Origin of the sequence: Paraburkholderia sp. J41 (assembly GCF_905220235.1) — a bacterium.
Lineage (GTDB): Bacteria > Pseudomonadota > Gammaproteobacteria > Burkholderiales > Burkholderiaceae > Paraburkholderia.
In genome coordinates, this window is record NZ_CAJMZE010000003.1 from 121,981 (window position 1) to 140,865 (window position 18,885).

At 66.0% G+C, this 18,885-nt stretch carries 15 protein-coding genes; 7 read left to right on the forward strand and 8 right to left on the reverse strand.

Annotation, left to right across the window (positions count from 1 at the left end; genetic code table 11):
* Positions 1-39: 39 nt before the first annotated feature.
* The 3 genes from U5805_RS04185 to U5805_RS04195 all read right to left on the reverse strand — a co-directional run bounded on the left by U5805_RS04185 (position 40) and on the right by U5805_RS04195 (position 2,719).
* Positions 40-741 carry a fumarylacetoacetate hydrolase family protein gene (locus U5805_RS04185; protein WP_322102176.1) on the reverse strand — a complete coding sequence of 234 codons (702 nt, stop codon included), beginning with the start codon at positions 739-741 and terminating at the stop codon, positions 40-42.
* 137 nt (positions 742-878) lie between these two features.
* Positions 879-1,799: a helix-turn-helix transcriptional regulator gene (locus U5805_RS04190; RefSeq protein ID WP_322102177.1), complete on the reverse strand. Its 921-nt coding sequence runs from the start codon at positions 1,797-1,799 to the stop codon at positions 879-881.
* A gap of 197 nt (positions 1,800-1,996) precedes the next feature.
* Positions 1,997-2,719 carry a GntR family transcriptional regulator gene (locus tag U5805_RS04195; RefSeq protein WP_322102178.1) on the reverse strand — a complete coding sequence of 241 codons (723 nt, stop codon included), beginning with the start codon at positions 2,717-2,719 and terminating at the stop codon, positions 1,997-1,999.
* Between the two features lie 158 nt (positions 2,720-2,877).
* Here U5805_RS04195 and U5805_RS04200 point away from each other — a divergent pair, with 158 nt between their 5' ends.
* From U5805_RS04200 to U5805_RS04215, 4 genes are all read left to right on the forward strand, one after another.
* Positions 2,878-4,098: a pyridoxal-phosphate-dependent aminotransferase family protein gene (locus U5805_RS04200; RefSeq protein ID WP_322102179.1), complete on the forward strand. Its 1,221-nt coding sequence runs from the start codon at positions 2,878-2,880 to the stop codon at positions 4,096-4,098.
* A 240-nt stretch (positions 4,099-4,338) separates the two neighbouring features.
* The gene (locus tag U5805_RS04205) at positions 4,339-5,628 is read left to right on the forward strand and encodes an MFS transporter (protein WP_322102180.1); all 1,290 of its coding nucleotides are present in this window, start codon (positions 4,339-4,341) and stop codon (positions 5,626-5,628) included.
* On the forward strand, positions 5,625-6,461 hold the full coding sequence (locus U5805_RS04210; RefSeq protein ID WP_322102181.1) for a 2-keto-4-pentenoate hydratase: 837 nt from the start codon (positions 5,625-5,627) through the stop codon (positions 6,459-6,461). The genes U5805_RS04205 and U5805_RS04210 overlap by 4 nt, the downstream gene beginning before the upstream one ends.
* 33 nt (positions 6,462-6,494) lie before the next feature.
* Positions 6,495-9,536 (forward strand): FAD-binding and (Fe-S)-binding domain-containing protein, encoded by a 3,042-nt coding sequence (locus U5805_RS04215; RefSeq protein ID WP_322102182.1) that lies wholly within the window; start codon positions 6,495-6,497, stop codon positions 9,534-9,536.
* 106 nt (positions 9,537-9,642) lie between these two features.
* Here U5805_RS04215 and U5805_RS04220 read toward each other — a convergent pair whose 3' ends face one another.
* A complete protein-coding gene (locus U5805_RS04220; protein WP_322102183.1) occupies positions 9,643-10,980 on the reverse strand; it encodes a carotenoid oxygenase family protein in 1,338 nt (445 codons plus the stop codon).
* Between the two features lie 288 nt (positions 10,981-11,268).
* Here U5805_RS04220 and U5805_RS04225 point away from each other — a divergent pair, with 288 nt between their 5' ends.
* Both U5805_RS04225 and U5805_RS04230 read left to right on the forward strand, forming a co-directional pair.
* Entirely contained in the window at positions 11,269-11,595 is a 327-nt protein-coding gene (locus U5805_RS04225) for a helix-turn-helix transcriptional regulator (RefSeq protein WP_322102184.1), read from the forward strand.
* Positions 11,592-12,920, forward strand: coding sequence for a type II toxin-antitoxin system HipA family toxin (locus tag U5805_RS04230; RefSeq protein WP_322102185.1), 1,329 nt, complete (start codon positions 11,592-11,594; stop codon positions 12,918-12,920). Before U5805_RS04225 ends, U5805_RS04230 begins: the two co-directional genes overlap by 4 nt.
* Positions 12,921-13,072: 152 nt before the next feature.
* On the opposite strand, the gene yddG is transcribed toward U5805_RS04230, so the two are convergent.
* The 3 genes from yddG to U5805_RS04245 form a co-directional block, all read right to left on the reverse strand.
* Positions 13,073-13,999: an aromatic amino acid DMT transporter YddG gene (gene yddG / locus U5805_RS04235; RefSeq protein WP_322102355.1), complete on the reverse strand. Its 927-nt coding sequence runs from the start codon at positions 13,997-13,999 to the stop codon at positions 13,073-13,075.
* Positions 14,000-14,322: 323 nt separating this feature from the next.
* Positions 14,323-16,008 carry an MFS transporter gene (locus tag U5805_RS04240; RefSeq protein WP_322102186.1) on the reverse strand — a complete coding sequence of 562 codons (1,686 nt, stop codon included), beginning with the start codon at positions 16,006-16,008 and terminating at the stop codon, positions 14,323-14,325.
* A gap of 117 nt (positions 16,009-16,125) precedes the next feature.
* Positions 16,126-17,250, reverse strand: coding sequence for a zinc-dependent alcohol dehydrogenase family protein (locus U5805_RS04245; protein ID WP_322102187.1), 1,125 nt, complete (start codon positions 17,248-17,250; stop codon positions 16,126-16,128).
* A gap of 323 nt (positions 17,251-17,573) precedes the next feature.
* Here U5805_RS04245 and U5805_RS04250 point away from each other — a divergent pair, with 323 nt between their 5' ends.
* On the forward strand, positions 17,574-18,605 hold the full coding sequence (locus U5805_RS04250) for an alpha/beta hydrolase (RefSeq protein ID WP_322102188.1): 1,032 nt from the start codon (positions 17,574-17,576) through the stop codon (positions 18,603-18,605).
* Between the two features lie 69 nt (positions 18,606-18,674).
* On the opposite strand, the gene U5805_RS04255 is transcribed toward U5805_RS04250, so the two are convergent.
* Positions 18,675-18,881 (reverse strand): hypothetical protein, encoded by a 207-nt coding sequence (locus U5805_RS04255; RefSeq protein ID WP_322102189.1) that lies wholly within the window; start codon positions 18,879-18,881, stop codon positions 18,675-18,677.
* Positions 18,882-18,885: the final 4 nt, after the last annotated feature.

Consider the following 18,885-nt stretch of genomic DNA (forward strand, 5'->3'; position numbering starts at 1 on the left):
TCGCGCCCGCAGCCTTGTTTGGATGCTCAATACGGCGAGTTACGCGGCCGCATTGCCCACGACGAATTCGAACTCACCCACGCCTTCCACGCCGCCGCTCACGCGGTCGCCGCGCTGCAAGGCGCCCACGCCCGCGGGCGTGCCCGTGAAGATGACGTCGCCGGGCATCAGTTCGATGGACTGCGAAACATAGCTCACGATCGACTCGACCGGCCAGATCATGTCGCGAAGATCGCCTTGTTGCCGAATCTCGCCGTTCACCGACAACCAGATTTTTCCCGCGCTGGGATGGCCGATCTCCGAAGCGGGGCGAATGGCCGAGACCGGTCCCGACTGGTCGAAGCCCTTGGCCCAATCCCACGGGCGCCCGAGTTTTTTCGCTTCCGCTTGCAGGTCGCGACGAGTCAAATCGACGCCGACCGCATAGCCCCACACGTGTGAGAGCGCTTCCGATTCGGGGATATTGAGGCCGCGCCCCGAAATGGCAATGACCAGTTCGATTTCGTGGTGCAGGTCCGAAGTCAGCGGCGGATAAGCAATCGTGCCTTGCGCGGCAACGACGGCGTCGGCGGGCTTGCCGAAGAAGAACGGCGGCTCGCGGTTCGGATCGCCGCCCATCTCGCGGGCGTGGTCGGCGTAGTTGCGCCCGACGCAGTACACGCGTCGAACGGGAAAGCGCGCGTTGCTGCCGGCGATTTCGATCGAAGGTGTTTTCGGCGGATCAAAAGAATAGGTTGTCATGCTGGCTGCCTTGGTGGGTCGTATGCGGATCGTGTTCGTAGCGATAAGTCGAAAGCTCACGCGCTGTGCGTGTGACCCGAGATTAACAAGGCGGCCGGCCGCGAAATGGGATGCTGATCGGGTTTTCCAGGACACATCTACGCCGGCGGATCGGCGAGATCCCGGCAAGTCTTGCGGTATTCCCTCGGCGTGAGCCCGAGCCGCGCATGGAAGCGGCGCGCGAAATAGCCTTCGTCGCGAAAGCCCACGGCGCGTGCGACTTCGGCGATGGGCAGCGCCGTTTCGGCCAGCAGCGACTGCGCGTGGGAAATGCGCCGCTCGGTGACGAGTTCGGTGAAAGTCTGGCCCGTTTCCTTGCGGATGATGTGCGAGAGATAGTTGGGCGTCAGGGCGATTTTGGCCGCCGTGCTCGCCAGCGTGAGATCGGGCTTCGAAAGATTTCCGCTCAAATGCCGGATCGCGCGGCGCAGCCCCGGCGACTGGCTGACGCGCTCCACGCTCGACTTTTGCAGCGCGTGGAGGGCTTCGGCTTGCGCGGCGCACGCAAGCCCGATCAATTGAAGCAGATAGCCGCGCAGCAGTATCGCCGAGCCGAATCCGCGGTTGCGGTCCGCTTCGAGCATGCTGGCGGCAAGGGTCGCGGCCGTGCGCCGATCCTCGCCGTGCAGCACGAAATCGACACGCTCCTGAAACCGGAAGGGCGCGAACTCCGCCGTGCCGGGCACGAAGGCGTCGTCGGCGTCCGCAAGCCCGGACTCCATGTCGGGGCGGAGAAACGAGCGCGCGAAGTTGATGACGATAAAGCGCGCGCCTTCGGGATGCGGAATCAAATGCGTCTGAAACGGCGCGACGAACGCGATGGCGCCTTCGGGAAACGGCCGGTTGGCGCCGCCGATCAACTGCGTGGTGTCGCCTTTCAGATTCAACTGAATCTGGAAATACGCGTGGCGGTGCGGCTCCACGATGGCGGGCCGCGCGGTCTGCTCGCGAATATAGAAGTCCAGTCGGTCGCTACGCTGGCTCATGCCGTACGTGCGAGGAAAAGCGTTGGAAGCCATGCGAGCTGACGATGAAGCGCGGCGGAATTGCCGCGTAGCTTACTACAGCGCGAGGCGGCATGAAGGGGCCATGAAGCGGCCATGAAGCGGCATGAAGCGCCGCGAAGTGCGCCGAAGCCGGCTGCGACTCGGCGGCGGTTAACGCAACGGGCGGCGCGACGCGGCGCGGCGTTGTTCGCGCTGCATCGTCACGCTGTTCAAGCCAGCAGGTTCGCGGCCGGTGCGGGCTGCTCGAGTCCCACGGCCAGCACCGCGTCGCGTTTTTGCAGGAGATGGCTGCGGAGAATCGCGGCAAGACGCTTGCCGTCGCGCGCATCGAGCGCTTCGAGCATGTCGTTGTGGTCGTGAATTGCGCGGTCCCATTTCGAAGGCGCGAAATTCGAACGGAACCGCAGCGCCTGCAAGCGCCGGTTCACCGAAACATACGTCTGCCGCAGCGCCGAATTGCGCGCCGCCTCGTTGATCTTGTCGTGGATCGCCTGGTTGCGGCTGTAATAGCCGGGCAGATCGTTTTGGGCGCGGCACGCCAGCATCGCGTAATGGAGCGCCTTGATCTCCGCGATTTCCTCCGCCGTGATGCGCTCGCAGGCCAGTTCGCCCGAAAACGCTTCGAGCCCGCTCATCAGCTCGAACATCTCGCGCAGTTCCGCCTCCGACATCGTGTAGACGGACGCGCCCCGATTGGGCGAAATCACGATCAAGCCTTCCGCCGCCAGCACCTTGAACGCCTCGCGCAACGGCGTGCGCGAAATGCCGAGCATCTCGCACAGCTCGCGTTCGTTGAGCTTGCTGCCCGGTTCGATGACGCCTTCGACGATAAAGCGGCGCAGATGATCCACCACCGTGTCGTGAAGCCGTTGACGTTCGACGGGCGGAATCGTCACGCCGGTCTTTGCTCCCGCAAGTGCGTCATTTTGCATACAAAAAACGAAAAGAGTTCTTTCAGTCATTTTATCCGATGCGGATTTTTGCGGCAATTTACACCGCCACGGCGGGTATACCCAGGTCGAAAAGCATTTGCCGCCGCCTGCCGCGAGTCGTATAGTTTTTTGAATGCAAAATTCAAACGGAGAGGACAATGCTCAAACTTGACTTTCATCCTGCTGGGCGGCACTTCCTGCAAATTCCCGGTCCGAGCCCCGTTCCCGACCGCATTCTCCGCGCGATGAGCTATCCGACCATCGACCATCGCGGGCCGGAATTCGGTGCGCTCGGGCTGCGGGTGCTCGACGGCATCAAGAAAATCTTCAAGACGCAGCAGCCGGTGGTGATTTACCCGGCTTCGGGCACGGGCGCGTGGGAAGCGGCGCTGACGAATACGTTGAGCCCCGGCGACACCGTGCTGATGTACGAGACGGGACACTTCGCGACGCTCTGGAAAAAGATGGCCGAAAGTCTGGGCCTGAAGCCGGAATTCCTGGGCTTGCCCGGCATCGAGGGCTGGCGCCGCGGCGTGCAGGCCGACCTGATCGAGAAGCGCTTGCGCGAGGACAGCGGGCACGCGATCAAGGCGGTCTGCGTCGTGCATAACGAAACGTCCACCGGCGTGACTTCCGATATCGCGGCGGTGCGGCGCGCGATGGACGCGGCGGGCCATCCGGCGCTGTTGCTCGTCGACACCATTTCGGGGCTCGCCAGCGCCGATTACCGCCACGACGAATGGGGCGTGGACGTCACGGTGTCCGGCTCGCAGAAAGGCTTGATGCTGCCGCCCGGCATCAGCTTCAACGCCGTCTCGGCCAAGGCGCTGGCCGCCAGCGCGAGCGCCCGCCTGCCGCGCAGCTTCTGGGGCTGGGGCGAGATCATCGAAATGAACAAGAGCGGCTACTGGCCGTACACGCCGAACACGAATCTGCTCTACGGCCTGGCGGAAGCGCTCGACATGATTCTCGACGAAGGGCTCGACAACGTATTCGCGCGCCATCAGCGGCTGGCCGAAGCGTGCCGGCGAGCGGTGCGCGCGTGGGGCCTGGAGATTCAATGCGCCGATCCCGCGGTCTACAGCCCGGTGCTCACGGGCGTCATGACGCCCGAGGGCGTGGACGCCGACGTGGTGCGCAAGATCATCTACGAACGCTTCGACATGTCGCTCGGCACGGGCCTCGGCAAGGTGAAGGGACGCATGTTCCGCATCGGCCACCTGGGCGACTGCAACGATCTCACGCTGATGGCGACGCTCGCGGGCTGCGAAATGGGCTTGCGGATTGCCGGCGTGGGCGTGGCCGAAAGCGGTCTGCCCGCCGCGATGGACTATCTCGCGGCGCAGTCGAATGTCGTGCAACTGAAGGCCGTGGCGTAGCGTCGTTCGCGGCGCGCGCGGTCGCCGGGCTGGGCGCGAACCTGCGAGCAGATTTACCGCCACGGCTTGCGCACCGGGCGCATCACCCGCAACCCCCGCACCAAACGCATTACCGCACCAAACGCATCACCCGCATTACCCGCACCAAACGTATCACCCGCTTCGAACGGCGCACAGAACGCCGTGCCTCGCACGCGGTATTTCCCGTGGTTCTGCGCATCACAAATACGGAGACAGACGATGAAACGGTATCGCCCGACGAGTGCGACTAGCATCGTGCTCGTAATGCTGTGCGTCATGTATTTCATCACCTATCTGGATCGCGTCAACGTCAGCACGGCGGCGGTCGGATTCGGTAAGGAGTTCAAACTATCCCATACCGAGGTCGGGCTGGTGTTTTCCGCCTTCGCCTATCCTTATCTCGTGTTCCAGATCATCGGCGGCTGGGTCAGCGACCGGTTCGGCGCGCGGCGCACGCTGCTGTTTTGCGGCGCGCTCTGGGGTTTTGCCACGCTGATGACGGGCATGGCAGGCGGCCTCGCGTCGCTGCTGGTGGCGCGGCTGCTGCTCGGTTTCGGCGAAGGCGCGACGTTCCCGGCGGCCACTTCCGCAATGGCGCGCTGGGTCGCGAAAGAGCGGCGCGGCTTCGCGCAAGGCATCACGCATGCGGCTTCGCGCATCGGCAACGCCATCGCGCCGGCCGCCATCATCCTCATTCTTTCGCACTACGGCTGGCGCGCATCGTTCTATTGCTGCGCGGCGATCAGCCTCGTGTGGGTCGTGGTCTGGTCGCTCACGTTCACCGAAAACCCGAAGGATCACCCGCGCATCACGGCGGAGGAACTCGCGATCCTGCCGCCGCCCAAGGAGCGGGCCGCGAACGTGCCGTGGGGCGCCCTGTTTCGCCGCATGCTGCCCGTGACCGTCGTCTATTTCTGTTATGGCTGGACCTTGTGGCTGTTCCTGAGCTGGATTCCGCAATACTTTCTCCATAGCCAGCACGTGCAATTGCAGAAGTCGGCCATCTTCTCTTCGGTGGTGTTCTTTTCGGGCGTGATCGGCGACACGCTGGGCGGCCTCGTGACCGACTGGCTCTACGAACGAACCGGCAGCCTGAAGCGCGCGCGAAGCTGGATGGTGTCGATCTGCATGCTCTGCACGCTCGCCGCGCTCATTCCGCTGATGTTCACGCACGACCTCTATATTTCGATCGCGTGCCTCGCCTCGGGGTTTTTCTTCGCCGAGATGACCATCGGCCCGATGTGGGCGATTCCGATGGACATCGCGCCGCAATACTCGGGCACGGCAAGCGGGATGATGAATACGGGCTCCGCGCTGGCCGCGATCATTTCGCCTGTGGTGGGCGGCTATCTGATCGACCAGTCGGGCAACTGGCAACTGCCGTTTGCGGGCAGCATCCTGCTGATGGCCGTGGGCGTCGTGCTGGCGTTTCGCATGCAGCCCGAAAGCCGCTTCACGCACGGCGTGGAAAGCAGCGAAGTGGCGGCGCCGCTGGGAGCGCAGCGATGAGCGAAGGCGATATCGGCATGAACGCGAAGACGAGCGCGAGCACGAACGCAAATGCAGTCGCGAACGCGGGCAAGCCTTCGGGCGAGGCCGCCAACCTCGCGAGCGCGCTCGGCGAGGCGTGGCGCACGGGCCAAACGCTGCAAACGGTGCCCGCGCAATGGGTGCCCGCCGATGCGCAGTCGGCGTTTGCCGTGCAGCACGAGTTGCTGGCGAGGCAAGGCTGGCGCATCGGCGGCTGGAAAGTGGGCGCGAAGTCGGCGGACGGCCCGATCCAGGGCGCGCCGCTGCCCGAGCCCGCATGCCGGCGCAGCGGCGCGCGATTCCCGCGTGCGGCGTACGCGCCGCTCGGCCTCGAACTGGAGATCGCGTTTCGCTTCGGCCGCACGTTCGCGCCGCGCGACGAACCCTATGACGCCGCCGAAGTGCTGGCTTCGATCGAGTCGATGGCGGCCGCCATCGAGATCGTCGCGAGCCGGTTCGCCGACTGGCCGCGCATCGACAAGTTCGCCCAACTCGCCGATTTGCAGAACCATGGCGCGCTCGTGGCGGGCGAGTTCGTGCCGTATCGCGCGGACTTTCCGTTCGTTGCGCCGCACGCGCGCTTTCGCTTCGGCGCCGAGGACATCGCGAAAGACATCGCGAACCCCGCCGGCGACCCGCGCAGACTGCTGCCGTGGCTGGTCGATCACTGCACGCGCGCGCGGCGGGTGGCGATCACGCCGGAAACCATCGTCACCACCGGCTCCTGCACCGGCATGTTTTTCCCCGCGCGACCCGGCGCGGCGCGCGGCGAGATCGACGGGCTTGCGCCCGTGGAGCTTTTCATCGAGTAACGCGTTTGCGCTTTGCCTTGAGGAGGCCCTTCCATGACCTCGCCGTCTCAGCATCTGCTCGTCAAGCCGGTTCATCTCGTGCCCTCGGCGGCGGGCTATACGTCGCCGCTCGCGCGCCAGTTGCGCGAGTCCGTGCGCGGCGACGTGCATTTCGATCTCGCGAGCCGCGGCCGCTATGCCACCGACGCCTCGATCTACCAGATCATGCCGATCGGCGTGGTGGTGCCGCGCGACCAGGACGACTTGCGCGCCGCGCTGGAGATCGCGCGCGCCGGGCGCATTCCCGTGCTGGCGCGCGGCGGCGGCACGAGCCAATGCGGCCAGACGACCGGCGAGGCGCTCGTGATCGACACCTCGAAGTGGCTCAACAACATCGTGGCGTTCGATGCCGATGCGCGCACGGTCACGGTCGAGCCCGGCGTCGTGCTCGATCATCTGAATGCGTGGCTCAAGCCGCATGGCCTGTGGTTTCCCGTTGACGTCTCCACGGCGGCGCAGTGCACGATCGGCGGCATGGCGGGCAACAACTCGTGCGGCTCGCGCTCGATCGAGTACGGCAACATGGTACACAACGTGCTGGCGGTCGACGCGATTCTCGCGGACGGCACGCAGGCGTGTTTCCGCTCGCTTGCCTTGCCCGTGCAGGGCGCGCGGCTTGCCGGGATCGTCGATGAGGTTCGCCGCATCGCCGTGCGCGAGCGCGACGAGATGATCGAGCGCGTGCCGAAAGTGCTGCGGCGCGTGGCGGGCTACAACCTCGACATTTTCGATTGCCAGAACCCGCGCGCCTACACCGACGACGGCCACGCCAATCTCGCGCATCTGCTGGTCGGCTCCGAAGGCACGCTGGCCTTTAGCCGCCAGGTGACGCTGAAACTCGCGCCGCTGCCCACGCACAAGACGCTCGGCGTGATCAGCTTCCCGAGCTTCTGGCAGTCGATGGAGATGACGCAGCACATCGTCAAGCTCGCGCCGAGCGCCGTCGAACTCGTCGACAAGACGATGATCGAGTTGGCCTTGAGCAATCCGGCCTTTCGGCCGGTGATCGAAAAGGCGCTGGTGGGGCGGCCCGACGCGATCCTGCTGGTCGAATTCGCGGGCGACGAGCGCGGCGCGCAGGTGAGCCGCTTGCGCGACCTCGCCGATCTCATGGGCGAACTGGGCTTGCCGGGTTCCGTGGTCAGCATGACGGACGCCGGCGAGCAGAAGGCGCTTTGGGAAGTGCGCAAGGCCGGGCTGAACATCATGATGAGCATGAAGGGCGACGGCAAGCCGGTCTCGTTCATCGAGGACTGCGCGGTGCCGCTCGAACATCTCGCCGAATACACGAGCCGCCTCACCGCGATTTTTCGCGCGCACGGCACGGAGGGCACGTGGTACGCACATGCGAGCGTGGGCACGCTTCACGTGCGTCCGATTCTCGACATGCGCCGCGACGGCGCGGAAAAAATGCGCGCCATCGCGGAGCAGGCGGCCGAACTGGTGCGCGAATACCAGGGCGCGTTCTCGGGCGAACACGGCGACGGACTATGCCGGGGCGAATGGATCGCGTGGCAGTACGGGCCGCGTCTGAACCGTGCGTTCGGCGAAATCAAGCAGCTGTTCGACCCCGACAACCGCTTCAATCCGGACAAGATCGTGCGCCCGCCGAAGATGGACGAGCGGCGTTTGTTCCGCTTCGCGCCGGGGTATCGCGAACGCGCGCTGCGCCCGCAACTCGACTGGTCGAGCTGGAACGTGCGCCGCGATCCGTCGACGGGCATCGAATCGGCGCCGGGCAGCGGCGGCGACCTGAGCGGCGGCCTCGCGAAAGCCGTGGAGATGTGCAACAACAACGGCCATTGCCGCAAGTTCGACGCGGGCACGATGTGTCCGAGCTACCGCGTGACCAAGGACGAAAAGCATCTCACGCGCGGGCGCGCCAACACGCTGCGGCTCGCGCTTTCGGGGCAGCTTGGCGAGAGCGGGCTGGCCAGCGCCGACGTCAAGGAAGTGCTGGATCTCTGCGTGTCGTGCAAGGGCTGCAAGCGCGATTGCCCGACCGGCGTGGACATGGCGAAGATCAAGATCGAGGCGCGCGCCGCCTGGTCGCGCGAGCATGGCGTGACGTTGCGCGATCGCGCGATCGCGTTCTTGCCGCGCTATGCGCGGCATCTCTCGCGCGTGGGCGGCGCGCTCGCGCTGGCGGACAAGCTGCCGCTGCTTTCCGCGGGCATGAAGCGCCTCGCGGGCTTCGCGCCGCAGCGCTCGTTGCCGCGGTTTCGCCGCTCGTTTCTGGCCGGCGCGAGCGAAGCGGCGCGAAAGCATGAGGCGCATGAGGCGCGCGGGGAAGCGCCGGTGCGGGAAGTGGTGTTGTTCGTCGATACCTTCAGCGATCACTTCGAGCCGGAGAACGCGCGCGCCGCGCAGCGCGTGCTGCAAGCCGCGGGCTATCGCGTGCATTTCAACGTCGATGCCGGAAAGCGGCCGCTCTGCTGCGGCAGAACGTTTCTCGCGGCGGGACTCGTCGATCACGCGAAGCAGGAGGCACGCAGGCTGCTCGACGCGCTGCTGCCCTATGTCGAGCGCGGTGTCGCGATCGTCGGTCTGGAGCCGTCGTGCCTGCTTTCGTTGCGCGACGAATTCCTGCAATACGGTTACGGCGACGACGCGCGCAAGCTCGCCGAACACGCTTTTCTCTTCGAGGAATTTCTCGTGCGCGAAAAGCAGGCGGGGCGGCTCGACTTGCGGTTGAAGAAGATAGCCGCGCCGCGCGCCTGGGTACACGGCCATTGTCATCAGAAAGCGTTCGACGCGTTTCGTCCGGTTCGCACCGTGCTCGAATGGGTGCCCGAACTGGACGTTGCGCTGATCGAGTCGTCGTGCTGCGGCATGGCGGGCAGCTTCGGCTACGAGGCGGAACATTTCGAGGCGTCGCGCGCGATGGCCGAGCTGACCTTGCTGCCCGCGGTGCGCGGCGCGGTGCGGGAAGATGTCGTCGTGGCGGACGGCACGAGTTGCCGGCATCAGATACACGACGGCGCGCATCGAAGCGCGCTGCATGTCGCGAAGGTGCTGGAGATGGCGTTGGCGTGAAGCGATGCGGCGCCGGGGCGGTTGGCCGCGTGCGCCGTCGCCGCGTCCGGGCGATGCGTTTCGCACCGTAATTTCCGCGCCCGCGCGCGCAATCGCGAAAGCCGCATCATGTCGCGGCGGCCTGCTCCAGCCATGCGCCGTGAAATCCGGTGGGAATGCGCACGGGCAGATGAACGGTCGCGACAGGGCCGCCGGAAATATCGCGCGCATCGAGCACCACCACGTCGCTCGTATCGCTCGCGTGCCGATAAACACAGGCGAGCAGCCAGCCTTCGTCCTCGGCGCGCGCGCCCGCACGCGGCACGAAAATGGGCTCGCTGTTCTGATCGCCCTGCGGCAGCGAAAAACGCGCGAATGTCCCGCTAGCCCAGTCGTAGCGCACGAGGCCGCGCATTTCGAAGGGCGTCGGTTGCTCGACCGCGTAGAGATAGCGATACGCGCGCCCGCAAAAACGGTCGTTGATGCGAGGCAGTTCGACGCCGCATTCGCCGACGGCCGTCTCGCCGACTTCGCCGGTTGTCAGGTCGATGCGGTAGCGCCACAGCGCGCCGGGCGGATTGTCGTCGAACCCCGCGCCATCCGGCGCGAGCCGCAAGTACCACGGGTAGCGGATCGCGTCGAGCACGATCGTCGCGGCGTCGGCATCGTAGGCGTTGACGACGTGCTGGATGAAGCACGGCGCGATGCCCAACCATCGAACCGCGCCGCCGTTGCGCGGCACCACGCAAAGCCGCGCCTCGCGCTCGCCGTGCCAGCGCAGGGGCATGCGGTGCCCGCGCGCGAGCATCGTGAAGTCATAGGCCACGTTGGTGTCGAAGAGAATCGCGTGCGTGGCCGTGATCGCCATGTCGTGCATCATCGAGGCGCTCGTCATGGCGATTTCCTGATCGACGCGCTGCTCGCCGGTTGCGTCGATCACGCCGTAACGCAAATACGGCGGCTTCCAGCCGGCGCGAAACGTGAACAGTTCGCCGCTGTGCGGATCGGTTTTCGGGTGCGCGGTCATGCCGCTCGCGAACGCGGTGCGAGGCAGGCCCGGCCCCGCCGTGTCGAGCGCGGCGTCGATCGCGAGCGGCGCGCCGCCTTCGGCCAGCGCGAGCGTCGCGCCCGCATGGCGAATCACGTTGACGTTCGGATTGGTGTCGGCATAGGACGGCGCGCGTGCCGCGTCGTGCGCGCGCGCCCACCGTTGCGTGCGCAGCCAGCGGTTGCGGTAAGTCCGCGCGCGGCCGTTTTCGAAGCGGATGCCGTGCAGCATGGCCGCTTCGGGCCACCACGAGAGCACGCCCAGGCCTTCGAAGCGCCCCGCGAGCGGGTTCGGGCCGTTGCGCACGAGCACGCCGTTCAGGTCGTCGGGCAGGCGGCCGCTAACCGGCAAATCGGCGAAGTCGGTTTCGGCGGCAACGGGCGCGAGGGCGCCCGCGTTGAGGTCGATATCGGTCATGGCGTCGCTCTGGAAGCAAGAGGTCGCCAATTTATATCCGGGTAAAATATAAGTCAATATTGCCCGGGTAAAATTTCCAAGTCGGGAAATGCTCGCAACTCTCCATTGCCAAGCGATGCCGCCTATCTCGCTCAAGATATTTTAATGTGATATATAAAACACATTAAAGAATAGATTGGCATTTATGTGCTATATAGATCACATTAAGCCAAAGCGCCGCCCTTGCGAAAATGTGAAACATACATCACATTAATAGACGATATCGCCATAAAGTAACGCATACATCACATGAATCTTGCCGAACTAGGTGAAACTTTCCGCGCGGCTCGCTTGGCGGCGGGCCTCACGCAGCAGCACGTCGCCGTGTTGAGCGGGGTGCCGCGCGAGCGCATCAGCCTGTTCGAGACCGGCGCGCTGCCCGAGCTGGGCGCGGTCAAGATGCTGAGTCTTTTCGACGCCGTGGGTCTCGAGATTCTCGCGCGCCGCCGCGGCCATCAACGCACGCTCGACGACGTGCTGGCCGACCCCGCGGATTCCGGCGAACCGGCCAACGCCCCCCGGCGCGTGCGGGCGCGCGCCGCGCAACGCCCGAAGGGCGCGGCGGGCAAGTCATGAGCCGCGCCCCGCTGGATGTTTACGTACGCGGCCAGGCGGTCGGCACGCTCGCCGAGGAGGGCGGCCAGTTCGTGTTCACCTATCTGCCCGGCGTCGCCGAGGAAAACCAGGTCTCGCTGCTCATGCCGGTGCGCGCCGGGTCATACGTCTGGCGCCGCCTGCATCCGTTCTTTCAGATGAACCTTCCCGAAGGCTTCAAGAAGGACCTCATGACGCGTCAGCTCGGCCCGCATGCCGACGTGAGCGACTTCGGCCTGCTGGCGCTCACGGGCGCCGACACCATCGGGCGCGTGCAGGTCGTGCCGCGCGGCACGCCGCTCGAAGCAACGGCCAGCAAGGCGAACATGGCCGAACTGCTGGCTTCGGCCGATTCGCGCGGCAACCTGTTGCGTCTGCTCGAAACCGGGGTGGCGGAGGGCGTTTCGGGCGTCATGCCCAAGACGCTGATGCAGTCGGCGGCCAAGGCCACGACCTGGACCGACGACTACATCCTGAAAACCGGCTTCGGCGATCTGCCGGGCCTCGCGATCAACGAGTACCTGTGCCTGGAAGTCGCGCGGCGAGCGGGGCTGGAAGTGCCGCTCGCGCAGCTATCGGACGACGGGCAGGTGCTGGCGGTGCAACGCTTCGACCGCGCCGCCGACGGGCAGCGGCTCGCCGTGGAAGATTACTGCGCGCTGAAGGGACTCGATCCCGTCGAGAAATACAACGGCACGCTCGAACTGCTCGAAACCTTGACGCGAACCTACGTGCCGCGCGAGGCGTTCAAGGAAAACGCTCGGCGTCTTTTCACGCTGCTGCTGCTGAACTACGCGACCCACAATCAGGACGCGCACCTGAAGAACTTCGCGCTCGTTTATACCCGCCGTGAGGACGTGCGGCTCGCGCCCGTGTACGACGTGCTGTGCGGCACGGCCTACGCGAATTACGCGAGCGCATTGCCCGCGCTGCCGCTGAAGGGCAAGCGCGTCTGGGCCTCGGGGGCGCTGCTTCAGACCTACGGCGGCGCGCGGCTCGGCTTGAGCAAGACCGATATGGGCGAAGCCGTCGAACGTGTTTCCGCGGCCGTCCGCGAAGTCTCGCCGATGGTGACGGCGTTCGCGGACCGGTACGCGCAGTTTCGCGAGATCGCCAAGCAGATGTTGAACGCGTGGGCCTGGGGTCTCGAAGACATCAAACCCGACGCGAAGCCGGGCAAATATCCGCCTGCCGCGTTGCGCGAGCAGATGGGCATGTCCGCGCCGGGGCCGGGCGCCGGCGGCGCGCGCAAGGAAGCCAACCCCTACGTCAACCCCGACGGCGCTTTCAGTCACAAGGCGAGATAGCGGCGCCCATACCCGGGCGCGGCTGCCTCGTTCCCGCCGCATTGCGGTGCCGTTCGCGCCCGAGCGAACCGGGTGATCCGTTCGTCACCGTGATCGCGAGGCGTGCGGGCGGCACGGTGCGAGCATTCGCCGCGCTAACGCGCGGACGGCGCTCATGAAGTTTCGCCGGTCTCGACCGCGCGGACCGCTTCGGGCTTGCCTGCGCGCGTGGCGATCCAGCACAGGATCGAGCCGCCGCACACCATGAGCGCGCCTTGCCAGAAGGGCAGCGAAAGCGGCGCATGAAGCAGCGCCGCCGCGATCGCCGCCGAAAACACCGGAATGAAATACGACGCACCCGCGAGCACCGTCACGTTGCCGTGCAGAATGCCCACGTTCCATGCGGCATAGCCGAAGCCCATCGCGCCCGCGGCCAGCAGCAGGCAGACGATGGCGCGCAGGTCGAACGTCATCGGGCCGCCGCCCTCGAAGGCGTACTTGAGCCACAGCGCGAGCGAAACGAGCATGAAGAACAGCGTCACGCCGTTCTTGCCTTTCGCGATGCGCGCCGTCACCGTGCAATACGCGGCCCAGATGAACGCGCCCAGCAACGCGAGGCCGTAGCTCAACGGATTGTCCTTCACGTTCGCGAGCATGCCGTGCAGGTCGAGACCGCGGTCGCCGCCCAGCACCCAGCAGATGCCGAGCATCGAAAGCGCGAAGCCCGGCACGACCAGCGCGTTCGCGCGCTGCCGGTTGAACACGATGGCGGAAACCAGCGTCAGCGTGGGCCAGAGATAGTTGACCATGCCGACTTCGATGGCCTGCCGCCCCGTGTTCGCATAGCCGATGGAAAGCGACAGGCACAACTCGTAGGCGACGAACAGCACGCTGCCCCACACGAGATACGCGCGCGGAAAGTCGCGAAGCTTCGGAAAGCGGACCGTGAGCACGAGAAAGACCGAGGCGACCGAATACACCATCGCGGCACCGCCCGTCGCGCCTAGACGCTCGCTTACGCCGCGAATGAGCGCGACGATCGACGCCCACAACAGTACGGCGATCAAGCCGATCAGCGTTGCCTTTTTCTTGCTCATGATGCCTGGTGCCTGCTTGTTCCGGTGATGAAGGACGGCCGGTCGTGGCCGATCTCGACCGATCGGCGCGCGCCGAACCGGCATTATCCGCGCTGAACGCGCTTGCCGGCATCGAACGAGGGCGGCGCGCTTGCGCACCGGGCGTGAATCGTCCATGAATCGGCCATGAATCGGGCACGAATCGGCCATGAATCGCAAACGAAAGCGGAAAAAGAAAGCGCAAAAAAAAGCGGGCCGGTCGCGCAATCCCGGCACGCGATCGACCCGCCGAATCATGACGGCGCGCTCGATTCCGCGAAGCGCGCGCGTTGAGGCAAAAGCGCGAATCAGAACTCCGCTTCCAGATCGACGTCTTTCGTTTCGCGCAGGAAAAACAGGGCGACGACGAACGACAGCACGATCCAGGCGAGCGGATACCACAGCCCGAAGTAGATGTTGCCCTGCTGCGCGGAGATCGCGAAAGAGAACGTCGGCAACAGTCCGCCGATCCAGCCGCTCGCGAAGTGATACGGGAACGACATCGACGTATAGCGAATGCGCGTGGGAAACATCTCGATGAGCGCGGGCGCCGTGGGCACGAGCGCGAGCGTCATGAGCGCGAGCAGCAGCACGAGCAGGCCGAACACCTTGGGCTTGTCGAAGCGCTCGGGGTCGGCCGAGCGCGGGAAGCCCGCGAGATCGAGCGCGCCGCGCAGCGAAGCCGCGAACGCCGCCGACTGCGCCTTCGCGTCGCCGGCGCCAAGGCCGGTTGCATCGAAGGCGCGCACGCTGCGATCGCCGATATGCACCGTCGCTTGCTGGCCCGGCGCGGCGTCGCGCGTTTCGTAGCTGACGCCCGCTTCGGTCAGCGCCTGGCGTGCGATGTCGCACGAAGTCGTGAACTTGCGCGAGCCGGTCGGGTTGAACATGAACGAGCACGCGTGCGCGTCGGCCTCGATCCACACGGGAACGTTCGCCTGCGCCTGCGCGAGCGCGGGATTCGCGTAGCGCGTCATGGCGTGAAAGATCGGAAACAGCGTGAGCGCGGTGAGCAGGAAGCTCGCGAGCAGAACCGGCTTGCGTCCGAAGCGGTCGCACAGCCAGCCGGAAACGAGAAAGAGCGGCGTACACGCGAAGGTGGCGAGCGTGACGACGATATTGGCCTCGGCGCCCTCCACCTTGAGCGTGTGCGTGAGAAAGAACGTGGGCAGCAGCACGGCGGTGTAATAGACGCAGGTCATGCCGCCGCAGATCGCGAACAGCGCCACGAGCAGCCGCTTGACGTTGGTCCAGTCGAGAAACGTTTCGGTCAGCGGCGCGCGCGAAAGCCGGTTGCCGCTCTTGAGCGCCTGAAACGCGGGCGATTCCTCCATGCGCATGCGGATCAGCACGGAAATCAGCAGCAGAAGCACCGAGAAAATGAACGGCAAACGCCAGCCCCAGGCTTCGAAGCGCTCGCCCGTGAGCGCGCGCGCGGCCAGCACGACGGCGAACGACATCAGCAGGCCGACGGTGCCCGTCGCCGATATCCACGAGGTATTGAAGCCGCGCCGCCGCGCGGGCGAATGTTCCGCGACATAGGTGGCCGCGCCGCCGTATTCGCCGCCGAGCGCGAGCCCCTGGAGCATGCGCAGCGCGATCAGCACGATCGGCGCCGCGATGCCGATGGAGGCGTAGCCCGGCAGGCAGCCCACGCCCACCGTCGAAAGCCCCATGATGACGATGGTGACGAGAAACGTGCGCTTGCGCCCGATCTTGTCGCCGATGCGCCCGAACACCACGGCGCCCACCGGCCGCATGATGAAGCCCACGCCGAACGTGAGCAGCGCGAAGATGAAGCCGGTGACGGGATCGACGCCGGCGAAGAAGCGGCTCGCGATCACCGTGGCGAGCGAGCCGTACAGCGTGAAGTCGTACCACTCGAATACCGTGCCGATCGAGGCGGCCGCGATCACGCGAACCGTCGAGGTGCCCATCTGCGTATTCGCGAGCGCGCCGTCGCGCGCGGCGCTCGCGTTCAAGTCCGATGCCATTGCGTGTCTCCTGATTGTTGTGTCGTCGCCTGGTCGCTTGTGCCGTAACCTGGGGCTTGCGTTGAGGCGTTAAGGCGTAGGCGTTAAGGGGGATGCCGCGCGCATGCGGCCGCGCCGCTACATCGTCACGATCTGCCGCACGGCCTGGCCTTCGCGCAAGCGGTCCATGCCCGCGTTGATGTCGTCGAGCTTCAGGCGGTGCGTCACGAGCCGGTCGACGGGCAGGCGCCCGCGCCGGTAAAGCTCGATGTAGCGCGGCATGTCGCGCGAGGGCACGCTGCTGCCGAGATAGCTGCCGCGAATGGTTTTTTCGTCGGCGACGAGCGAGACGGCGGGAATCGCGAAGCGCGTGGCGGGCGGCGGCAGGCCGGCCGTGACGAGTTCGCCGCCGCGCCGCGCGATGGCGTAGCCGAGTTCGAGCGCGCTGCCCGCGCCTGCGGTTTCCAGCACGATGTCGACGCCGCCGCGCGTGGCTTCGCGCACCGCTTCGGCGGTGTCGGGCGATTTCGCGTCGAAGGTGTCGGTGGCGCCGAGCGCCCGCGCGAGCGCGAGCTTGTCCGCGTTCACGTCGATAGCGACGACGCGCGCCGCGCCCGCCGCCACGACGCCCAGCAGCGCCGCGAGCCCCACGCCGCCCAGCCCGATCACGGCCACGACGGCGCCCGCCTGAACGCGCGCGGCGTTCACCGCCGACCCCACGCCCGTGAGCACGGCGCAGCCGAACAGCGCGGCTTCTTCGAGCGAAATGTCGCGCTCGATCTTCACGAGCGAATGGCGCGAGACCGTCGCGTATTCGGCGAATGCGGAGATGCCCGAGTGGTGGAACAGCGGCGCGCCGTTGCGCGAGAGGCGATGGCCGCCCGCCAGCAACTGGCCCGCCGTGCCCGCGACGGCGCCCGGCTCGCACAACGCGGGACGGCCGCTCGCGCAGGGATTGCAATGGCCGCACGCGGCAACGAACACGGAAACCACATGATCGCCGGGCTTCAGATCGCTCACGTTCGCGCCGGTTTCCTCGACCACGCCGGCCGCCTCGTGCCCGATCACCATGGGGAGCGGGCGCGGCCGCACGCCGTCCACCACCGAAAGATCCGAATGACAGATGCCGGCGGCCGCGATGCGAATGAGCACTTCGCCGGGGCCGGGCGGCGCGAGGTCCACCTGCTGCACCGCGAGCGGGCGCGACTGCGCATAAGGCGGCGGCAATCCCGCTTGTTCGAGCACGGCTGCGCGGATTTTCATCCGATGTCTCCTTGTGATTGGTTTTTGAGATGCGTGGTCTCGAAGTATATTCTTGTCATACAATCCGTCAAGACGACATTAATACAGCGGCGGTCGCGCGCACCCGCCGATCGGCCAAGCAAAAATCGCTTGACTATCTATCTTCCAGTAGATAAAGTTCGACGCATGCAGACGAATTCAGGACGAACTGATGTCACCGCTGAATCTATCTTTGAATAGATAGATGGAAATTACTCCAAGGCCTCGCGCCTGTTTTTTAACCGACTTTATCTACCTTTGAGTAGATAGAAAAACGACCCCAACCTGCCGAAAAGGAAGCTACCGTGAAGAACCTTCTCAAGCCGCTCGTCATCGCCGCCGCCGTTGCCGCTTCCACCGCCGCGCTGGCCGCCGGCCCCACGAGCGCCGCCACGCCCGACGCCGCCACCACGCAGTTCCTCGCCGCGCTCAACAGCCACAAGGGCCCCGGCCTGGAAACGCTGCCGCCCGTCAAGGCGCGGCAGGTGCTCACCGACGCGCAGAACGGCGTGAAGGTCGACCTGTCGGGTATCGACGTTTCGAATCGCACCATCGAGCAGGACGGCGTGAGCGTCTCCGTGACGATCGTGCGTCCGCAAAACGCGCAAGGCACGCTGCCCGTGTTCATGTTCTTCCACGGCGGCGGCTGGATTCTGGGCGACTTCCCGACCCACGAGCGCCTCGTGCGCGATCTCGTGGTGCAGTCGGGCGCGGCGGCGGTGTTCGTGAACTACACGCCCTCGCCGGAGGCGCGCTATCCGGTGGCGATCAACCAGGCCTACGCGGCCACGAAGTGGGTGGCCGCGCACGGCGACGAGATCGGCGTGGACGGCAGCCGGCTCGCGGTGGTGGGCAACAGCGTGGGCGGCAACATGGCGGCCGTGGTCTCGCTCATGGCGAAGGACAAGGGCGGCCCGGCCATCCGCTTCCAGGGCCTGCTGTGGCCCGTCACCGACCATGATTTCAACGACGGTTCGTACAACAGCTATCAGCAAGGCCACTTCCTCACGCGTCCGATGATGAAGTGGTTCTGGAACGCCTACGCGCCGAACGAAAAGCAGCGCGACGACATCTACGCCTCGCCGCTGCGCGCGTCCGAAGCCGAACTCAAGGGCTTGCCGCCCGCGCTGATCCAGGTGGCGCAGTTCGACGTGCTGCGCGACGAAGGCGAAGCGTACGGCCGCAAGCTCGACGCCGCGGGCGTGGAGGCCGCCACCACCCGCTACGACGGCACCATCCACGATTTCGGCCTGCTCAACGCGCTCGCCAACGACGCGCCCACCAAGGCGGCCATCAAGGCGATGGGCAACGAGCTCAAGACGCGGCTTGCGCAGTAAGCCACGCAAAGTCCGGGTTGCGCGCGGCGGCAGGCGCGCCGCGCGACTCGGGCGCGAACGTCGCGTTTATCAGGCGATTTCGTCGAACATGCCCGTCACGTTGCCGCTCGCCGGCATGCGTTGCGCGAGTTTGGCCGTGGCGGTCTGAATGGCCGCGTCGATGGTGACGGCTTGCGTCGAGAGCGTCGCCGCGATGGCCGTTCGCCGTGCCGGTCGGGTCGTTTGCGCCTGGGCCCGCTCGTGCGCGGCGGCCGCTTCCCTCCGCGCGAGCTGCACGCGC